Annotated in this window: 8 protein-coding genes; 4 read left to right on the forward strand and 4 right to left on the reverse strand. The window is 75.4% G+C overall.

What is annotated here, in order from left to right:
• Positions 1 to 118: 118 nt before the first annotated feature.
• Positions 119 to 796 carry a peptide deformylase gene (gene def / locus ACGFZP_RS13635; protein ID WP_392931803.1) on the reverse strand — a complete coding sequence of 226 codons (678 nt, stop codon included), beginning with the start codon at positions 794 to 796 and terminating at the stop codon, positions 119 to 121.
• 313 nt (positions 797 to 1109) lie between these two features.
• Between def and ACGFZP_RS13640 the strand changes: the two genes are divergently transcribed.
• Positions 1110 to 1850: a winged helix-turn-helix domain-containing protein gene (locus ACGFZP_RS13640; RefSeq protein WP_392931805.1), complete on the forward strand. Its 741-nt coding sequence runs from the start codon at positions 1110 to 1112 to the stop codon at positions 1848 to 1850.
• 135 nt (positions 1851 to 1985) lie between these two features.
• Here the strand turns inward: ACGFZP_RS13640 and ACGFZP_RS13645 are convergent, their stop codons facing one another.
• From ACGFZP_RS13645 to ACGFZP_RS13655, 3 genes are all read right to left on the reverse strand, one after another.
• Positions 1986 to 3287 (reverse strand): M20 family metallopeptidase, encoded by a 1302-nt coding sequence (locus ACGFZP_RS13645; protein WP_392931807.1) that lies wholly within the window; start codon positions 3285 to 3287, stop codon positions 1986 to 1988.
• Positions 3288 to 4213: 926 nt separating this feature from the next.
• Positions 4214 to 4873, reverse strand: coding sequence for a response regulator (locus ACGFZP_RS13650; protein ID WP_392931809.1), 660 nt, complete (start codon positions 4871 to 4873; stop codon positions 4214 to 4216).
• Positions 4870 to 6312 carry a sensor histidine kinase gene (locus tag ACGFZP_RS13655; protein WP_392931811.1) on the reverse strand — a complete coding sequence of 481 codons (1443 nt, stop codon included), beginning with the start codon at positions 6310 to 6312 and terminating at the stop codon, positions 4870 to 4872. Before ACGFZP_RS13655 ends, ACGFZP_RS13650 begins: the two co-directional genes overlap by 4 nt.
• A 177-nt stretch (positions 6313 to 6489) precedes the next feature.
• Between ACGFZP_RS13655 and ACGFZP_RS13660 the strand changes: the two genes are divergently transcribed.
• Genes ACGFZP_RS13660 through ACGFZP_RS13670 form a run of 3 tightly spaced genes read left to right on the forward strand, consistent with a single transcriptional unit; the run spans position 6490 to position 8197 of the window.
• Entirely contained in the window at positions 6490 to 7359 is an 870-nt protein-coding gene (locus ACGFZP_RS13660; RefSeq protein ID WP_392931813.1) for a class I SAM-dependent methyltransferase, read from the forward strand.
• 47 nt (positions 7360 to 7406) lie between these two features.
• On the forward strand, positions 7407 to 7709 hold the full coding sequence (locus tag ACGFZP_RS13665; protein ID WP_392931815.1) for a GNAT family N-acetyltransferase: 303 nt from the start codon (positions 7407 to 7409) through the stop codon (positions 7707 to 7709).
• A complete protein-coding gene (locus tag ACGFZP_RS13670; RefSeq protein ID WP_392931817.1) occupies positions 7709 to 8197 on the forward strand; it encodes a (4Fe-4S)-binding protein in 489 nt (162 codons plus the stop codon). The genes ACGFZP_RS13665 and ACGFZP_RS13670 overlap by 1 nt, the downstream gene beginning before the upstream one ends.
• The last annotated feature ends 123 nt before the right edge of the window (positions 8198 to 8320 follow it).

Genomic DNA, 8320 nt, shown 5'->3' on the forward strand with positions numbered 1-8320 from the left:
AACGGGGGGCGTGGGGGCGGGGTGGCGGTGCGGGGCGGCGGCAGGGCGAGGCGGCCCCGCCCCGCCTGACCGGGGGCAGGGTGGGGCGGGGGCCGGGCGGCTGCTCCGGCGCCGGGTCTCAGCGCATGCGCTCCAGCAGCTCGGTGCGGTTGGCGCGCTTGGCGAAGACCTTCTCCTTGCGGTCGTCCATCCGCCGCAGGACGGTGCGGCGGGCGCGGTGGGAGAGGCGGTCGATGTAGAGGCCGCCGTAGAGGTGGTCGGTCTCGTGCTGGAGGCAGCGGGCGAAGTAGTCGCGGCCCTCGATCACCAGCGGCCGCCCCGCGAGGTCGCGGCCGCGCACCACGGCGAAGTCCGGGCGGGCCAGCCCCAGGTACGGGCCGGGGACGGAGAGGCAGCCCTCCTCCACCTCGACCAGCCGGCGGTCGGCGGCCGGCAGCTCGTCCAGGACGGGGTTGAGGATGTGGCCGACGTGGCGCACACCGTCCTCGTCCAGGCAGTCCCAGACGAAGCCCTGGAGGTCCACGCCGATCTGGTTCGCCGCCAGCCCGACCCCCTCGGCCACCCACATCGCGGCGAACATGTCGTCGACCAGGCCCGCCAGCTCGGGCGTGCCGAACTCCTCCTCCGACACCGCCCTGCACCGGCGGTGCAGCACCTCCTCCCCCACCACGGTGATCCGGCGCACCGCCCCGCGCAGCGTCTCGGGCGGCACCTCGGGGTAGCCCTCGACGCGCTCACCCTGCAGCCACACCGATCCCCGTACGGACTCCCGTGCCGACCCGTAGGCCGACACCATGCCGCGCACCTGGTCTCGTGCCTGGCCCTGCGCCTGTGCCCCTCCTCGCCCCTGCTGCTCTTCTTGCCGCTGCGCCTGCCCTTGACCCTGTCCCTGCGCGTGTCCCTGCCCCTGCCCCTGTGCCTGCACCCGCACCTGGTCTCGCGCCTGTTCGGCCATGGCCGGACTCCCTTCCCGTGTCGTACTGGCCCGCCTATCCATACTTTGCAAAGTGTGACTTTGCAAATAGCTGATCGAGGCGATGGCCTGCGACCTGGGATGTTTCATCCGCTCAGGACTTGCCAGACACTTTGCAAACAGGCATCTTTGCAAAGTGCCTACCGACAAGACGCCAGCCGCCGAGACCGGGGGGCGGCCGCTCGAGGCCGCGCCCAACCGGCCGCTACCGCACCACCCGATCCGTCTCGCGCTGCTCGATCTGATCGCCGCCTGGGGCAGGATCACCTCCAACCAGGCGGCTCAGCTCCTGCACCAGAGCTCGGGCACCTGCTCGTTCCACCTGCGCCAGCTCGCCCGGTACGGCCTCATCGAGGAGGCCCCCACCGGCGACGGCAGGTCACGCCCCTGGCAGCTGCGCTGGGAGGGGTCGCTGATGCCGCCCGACGGCGCCGACTCCGGCTCCCCGTCGGACCACGCCGGGCCCGCACAGCGCCGGACCTCCACACCTGGCTCCGGCCCGGACGCCGAGCTGCACCCCCACCTGGCCGGGGACCTGGAGGACACCAGCTACCGCCAGTGGCTCGCCCACCGCGCGCAGGCCCCCGCCGAGTGGCAGCACGACGAGGCGTCCAGCGACGTACTCCACCTCACCCCCGGCGAGCTGGCCGACCTCGGCGCCGCCGTCCGCGCCCTGCTCGCCCCCTACCGGCGCCGCGGTCCCGGCCCCGACACCCGCCCGGTGGCCGCCGTCACCCGGCTGTTCCCGCTCCTCGAACACCCCTCCGGGGGCACCGACCGCTCCCCCGGGAACGCCGAACGCGCCGAACGTCCCGAACGCGCCGAACGTCCCGAAGGCGGCGAGCACCCGGGGCACGGCAGCGACGGCCGCCGGTAGGGCCTGAAGACGACGGCGGGCCCGCCGTCAGGCCATCCGCGATCGTCTGGCTCCTGCCCGGCCGACCTTGGCGGATCAGCGCACGGCGCCGGGATGACCGGCGTCGCCCGCCCCGCAAGATCGGCCGGACAGCGGCTAACCCTCCGAGCGGTCCCTCAACCGCGGCAGCGGGACCGCGAGCAGCGCCGCCAGCAGCGCGATCCGGGGCGCCAGCTGGTCGATCCGGATGTGCTCGTGGCGGGCGTGCGCCCCCGCGCCGACCGCCCCGAAACCGTCCAGCGTGGGCAGTCCGCGCGAACCCGGCAGGTTGGTGTCCCCCGCCCCGCCGGCCGGTGCGCCGTCCAGCTGCTGGCCGAGCACGGCCGCGAGCGAACGGACGTGCCGCAGCAGCGGGTTGCCGGAGCGCTCCGGCCAGGCCGGTCGGCTGGACAGCACCTCCGTCCGCACCCGGGCCCCCGGGCGCAGCGCGGTCAGCCTGGCCAGGTGGTCGAGCGTGCGCCGCTGTGCCTCCGCGGTGGAGAAGCGCAGGCCGAGTTCGGCCTCCGCCCGGCCGGCGATGACGTTGGCGCGGGTGCCGCCGCTGATCCGCCCGGCGTTGAGCTCGGTGCCCGGTTGTCCGGCCAGGTCGCGCACCGCGACGAGCTGGTCGATGAGCTCGTCGACGGCCGAGACGCCGTCGCTGGCGTCGTTGCCGGCGTGGGCTTCGCGGCCGGTGACGGTGAGCCGTACCCGGGTGCTGCCGCGGCGGGCGGTCTTGAGCCGGCCGTCGGGGTGCGGCGGTTCGAGCCCCAGCACGGCGGCTGCCCCGCGAAGTTGGCGCTCGACCAGGCGCCTGCCGTCGGGGCTGCCGACCTCCTCGTCCGAGACGACGACCAGGCGGACGGTGCGGTGGGGGCGCTGGCCGAGGTCGGCGAGCAGGGCGAACGCACCCTCCAGAATGGCGAGTCCGCCCTTCATGTCGACGACGCCGGGGCCGCTGAGGGTGCCGTCCTGCTCGGTGACCGGCCAGTCGGCGAGGGTGCCGACCGGCCAGACGGTGTCGTGGTGGCCGACGACCAGGAGGTGCGGCAGGCTCTCGTCCTGGCCGTCCCACTGGAGGACGAGGTGGTCTCCGGCCGGGGCGGCCTCGCGGCGGGCGGTGGCTCCGGTGGCCCGGAATCCGGCGGCCAACTCCTCCGCCAGGGCGTCGAGTCGGGGCGCGTCCCCGCTGGGGGACTCGATCCTGGCCAGGTCGGCGCAGCGCCTCCGGACGGCTCCGGCCAGGGTGCGGGCGCGGGTGCTGAGCGCCTGGGGCAGGCCTGGGAGCGCGGCGGTGGGGCCCGCCTGGGCGTCGCTCTCCGTGGCGGTCGACAGTGCCGCCGATGCGGCGACCGGCTGGACGACCGCCGTGGCGGCGGCCGCTGTGACCGACGCCGTGACCGCTGCTGCGACCGACACCGTGAGTGCGAGGGTGGCCGGTGCGACGGACGAGGTCCCGGGCGGTGCTGCGGACTGCGTCGCGGACGGTGCGACGGCTGGTGGAGCGGTTGCTGCGACGGTTGCTGGAGCGGCTGGTGGGGCGGTCGGCGCGATGGACGGGAGGGCGGATGTCGGGGCGCTCGCCGCACGGGTCACGGACTTGGCGGCGCCGGGATCGGAGGTCGCGGTCGGCGTTCCGGCCGGCCGAACGGCTTGGGGACTCAACGCTCGCCTCCGCGGCCGCCGCCGGTATTCAGCGGTCGCACCGGCCGGCCGGACCAGCCCGGGTGTCCGGACCAGCCGGGACGTGCGGCGCCGGCGGATCGTACGGTCCGCCAGGACGGCCCGTCTGGCCCAAGTACGGTGGAACGGCTGGGCGGCATGCTTGGCATTGCGTCCTCCTCGCTCGATCCGGAGGCCCCGGTCGGCCCGGAGCCCCCGTGGACGGCGGCTTCGAAGCGGCGGGCGCAGAGATCGCACCGCCGCAGGGAAGCCGAGATGTGAGCCTAGAAGAACCGTTCGGTTTCCTGCGAGGTGGCCCTGTTCCCAGCGCACCGGGACCAGACCCCGCTACGGGGCGCCCATCGGAGAACAGCGGCGGGCGCACGGCGCGCAGGCCTGGATCGGTGCGCGAGCGCGGTCGCCGGATCGCGCCCATCTCCACCATGGACCTCGCGCCGGAGTTCGGCAGCGCAAACCGCCAAGGCGCGGCATTTCCACGCCGGATGGGTGACAGCGGCTCAGCGCGCGGTACGAGGTGGGAGCCACCCGGCACTGGTACGGCGGCAGCTGAACTGCGGATGGTCTGTCGCCGTGGAGAGGCGCTGGGCGATGGGCGCTGGGCGGAGATCGGCGAGAGGTAGTCGGCGATCGATGTACAGCGGTCGGTGTGCAGCGGTCCGCGGTCAGTCGGTGTCGTCCACCACCCCGGCGTCGCGGGCGAGGAGCGCGGCCTGGACGCGGTTGCCGACGCCGAGCGCGGTGAGGATCCGGCTGACGTGCGCCTTGACGGTGCTCTCCCGCATGCCGAGTGCGGACGCGATCTCGGCGTTGGAGCGGCCGCGGCCGAGTTCGTGCAGCACCTCGGCCTCGCGCGGGGTGAGAGCGGAGACCCGGCTGCGGGCCTCGACCGAGCGCGGGGCGCCGGTGCGGTGGTAGCGGTCGATCAGGCGGCGGGCCGCAGCCGGGTGCAGCATGCCCTGGCCTGCGGCGACGATGTGCACCGCGCGGGCGATCTCGGCGGGCGGGGTGTCCTTGAGCAGGAAGCCGTCGGCGCCGGCGGCGAGCGCCTGGTACACGTACTCGTCCAGGTCGAAGGTGGTCAGTGCGATCACGCGCGGGGCCTCGGGGAGCTCGCGCAGTCGGCGGGTGGCGGCGATGCCGTCCAGCCGGGGCATCCGGATGTCCATCAGGGCGACGTCGATCCGCCGGTGGCGGGCCAGCTCGACGGCCTGCAGTCCGTCGGCGGCCTCGGCGACGACGGTCAGGCCTCGGTCCTGGGCGAGCAGGTCGACCAGACCGAGCCGGACGAGGGCGTCGTCGTCCACGACCATGGTGCGGATCACTGGGCCTCCGTCGGTGAGGTCGCTTCGGCGCCGGGTCGGGGTTCGGCCGCGCAGGGTCGCGGGGTCGCTCCCAGGGATGGTGGCCGGGGCGGGGGCGGCACCAGGGGCGGCACCGGGGGTGGTTCGGGTGGGCGCCGGGGCGGCGGCAGTTGGGCGGCGAGCCGAAACCCGCCGCGCCCGTCGGAGCCCGCGTCCAGCTGCCCGCCGAGCGCGCCGACCCGTTCGGCGAGCCCGACCAGTCCGTACCCGCCACCGGAGCGGTCCCCGTCCGGCGTCTGATCGCCCTCGCCCCGGCCGTTGCGCACCTCGACGCTGGTAACCGGAGCCCCGTAGCGGACCCGGACCGTCACCGGTGCGGTGTGCGCGTGTTTGCGGGCGTTGGTCAGCGCCTCCTGGACCAGCCGGTGGATGGCCAGGCGGTGGGTGGTCGGCACGCTCTCCGGATCCCCGGCGAGCGAGAGTTCGACGATCTGCCCGGCCTCGGTGGCCTCGCCGACGAGCTCGGTGAGATCGCGCAGCGCGGGCGCCGGTATGGGCGCGGGGTGGGAGTGGCCGGCGGGTCCGTGCCCCGGCGCTGGCTCGGCGGGCGGGTCGGGGAGCGGCGGTAGGGAAACCGGCGGCAGGGGTTCGGGCGGCGGCTCCGGCTTGGCCCGGAGGGCGCCGAGGACGTCGCGCAGATCGTCCAGCGAACGGGCGGCCGTGGTGCGCAGCAGCTCCAGCCGGTGGGCGAGGCGGTCCGGGTCGTCGGCGACGGTGCCGGCCCGGGCTTGGTCGCGGAGCACCCCGGCGTGCAGCACGAGCAGGCTGAGGCGGTGGGCCAGCACGTCATGCATCTCCCGGGCGATCCGGGCGCGTTCGGCGGAGCGTGCCTGGTCGGCGCGGAGCTCGCGCTCGCGGCGCAGCGCGTCGACCTGCTCGTGCAGGGTGTGGATCAGGACGCGTCGACCGTGCAGCCAGAGCCCGAGCGACAGGGCGGCAGCCTCGACCAGCAGTTGGGAGCCGGTGGTGCCGGCCCAGTCGATCACCGAGTGTGCGCGGGTGGCGCTGAGTAGGGCGATGGCGGCCCCGGCCAGCCCGGCGGGGACGAGGCGGCCGGTGGAGGCCAGGTGGTAGACGCTGAACAGGCCGGGGAAGGCCCGGTTGAACAGGCCTGCGGTGAGGACGGGCAGGACGGCGGCGGCGACCGGGTGGCGGCGGGAGAGCAGAAGTCCGAGGGAGGCGAGCGCGGTGACGGCCGTCCGCAGGAGGCGGTGGGGGGCGTCGGCGTGGCTCCACTGGGCGGCGGACTCCTCGGCGGTGAGGAGGAGGATCGCGAGGAGGAACAAGGTCTCGGTCCATCGACGCCGGCCCGGTCCGTACCAGCCGAGCAGGGCGCGGCCGGGTCGGCTCTCCGCGGCGGCGGCCGGGCGGACCGCCCGGTCTGTCGTGTTCGTGGTCAATCCGCCCCTCCCGCCCTGGACCGGCGTCCGCCTACTGCGGCCGCTGGCCCGATGCTACGGCCGGTCTCCGAGCTCGCACCCCCGACGAAAGGGTATTGGCACCCTCGACTTTCGTCGGGGTCGGGCGTCGCTGACCGGCCGATCCGGCGACGTCAAGCCGTCTCTACCGTCAGCTTTATGACGACAGATCAGTTCCGTCCTGGCGCTGCCGCCGGCTCCGGTCCCGTTCCCATTCCTCCGCTGGGGAGGGTCGGCGACCGGCTGATGTTCCTGGCGGAGGCGCTCCGCACGTTCCGCAGCACGGGTGCGCTGGCGCCCAGCGGGGAGGGCCTGGTGAACGCTCTGGTGGTGCCGGTGACCAGCCGCCCGGACCGGCCGCTGTCGGTGCTGGAGGTCGGTGCCGGGACGGGTGCGGTGACTCGGCGGCTGGCCCGGGTGCTGCGCCCGGGCGACCGGTTGCACGTCGTCGAGGCGAACCCGAGGTTCGTGCGGCGGCTGCGGGAGGATCCGGACCTGGGGCGGCTCGGCCCGCGGATCGGCCTGCGGCTGTCGGCCTGCCGACTTGAGGAGCTGCCGGAGTGCCGTCCGCAGGCGCCGAACGGGGGCGGGCCGCCGGGTGAGCGGTACGACGTGATCGTCTCGGGGCTGCCGCTCACCAACTTCGAGCCGGCGGAGGTACGGCACGTCCTCGACCTGTATCTGCGGCTGCTCGTCCCCGGTGGGGAGCTGACGTACTTCGGGTATCTGGGGACGACGGCGGCGCGGACGCTCGTCGCCGGGCCGCGCCGGGGTGCCCGGCACCGGGCGGTGGTGCGGTTGCTGCGGCGGTTCGAGGCGGTGCACGGACTCGGCAACCGGACGGTCTGGCGCAACCTGCCGCCGGCCCGGGCCCAGCTGCTGCGCGCACCGGGCGGTTCGGCGCTCTCCCACGGCCCGGGCTGTTCGGAGGAGGCGGGCCGACCGAAGGGGCCGCGCCCCGCAGATGCCCCGGGCCGCCCGGAGGGCTCGGACTCGTCGGCGGGCGGGGCCGCAGCCGCCGCTCGATGATGGACCGGGGCCGGCCCCGGCCCCGTGTCCGGGATCGAGGAGCTCCGATGACCGTCACGGTACGCGACGCCGAAGCGAACAGTCGTTTCGAGGCCTGGGTGGGCGACACCCTGGCCGGCTTCGCCGAGTACATGCGCAGCGACCACCTGGTGGTGTACCCGCACACGGTGGTCGAGCCCGCCTTCGAGGGGCAGGGCATCGGCGGCACGCTGGCCCGGGCCGCCCTGGACGATGCGCGCACGCGGGGGCTTCCGGTGCTGGCGACCTGCCCGTTCATCAAGGGCTGGATTCTGCGCCACCCGGAGTACGCGGATCTCGCGTACGAGAACCGCAGCCGGGTGGCCGACTGATGGCCGGCGCGGACCAACCGGGCGGGAGCAGCGGGCCAGGCGGGCCGGACGGTCGGGCCGACGAGCAGGCAGGCGCCCGCCACGGGACGGTGCGGACGTACGAGGCCGAGGGGATCGCGGTGGCCTTCGACTCGGCGGTGTGCCGGCATGCCGCCGAGTGCGTGCGGGGGCTGCCGGCCGTGTTCGACACCGGGCGGCGGCCGTGGATCAGCCCGGACGCGGCCGAGCCGGGGGTGGTTGCCGAGGTGGTGCGGCGCTGTCCGACCGGCGCGCTCTCCTACCGGCTGGCGGACGGGACCACGGAGGTGCCGGACGTGCCGACGACGGTGACCCGGACCGCGGACGGGCGCCTGCTGCTGCGCGGGCGGCTGCGGGTGACGGACGCGGCCGGAGAGGTGCGGCAGACGCCCCGGGCGATGCTCTGCGGCTGCGGCGGCAGTTCCGGCCAGCCGTACTGCGACCGCAGCGGGGCCTGCGGCGAAGGGTGAGTGCGGGCGGGGGGGGGGGGGGGGGGCGGGCGGGCCCGGGGGGGGGGGGGGGGGGCGGGGGGGGGGGGGGGGGCCGGCGCGCGTGGGAGGAGTAAGTAATTCTGTTCAGCGTGAGGGGGAGAG

It is taken from the genome of Kitasatospora sp. NPDC048239, from assembly GCF_043202015.1.
Taxonomy (GTDB): Bacteria; Actinomycetota; Actinomycetes; order Streptomycetales; family Streptomycetaceae; genus Kitasatospora.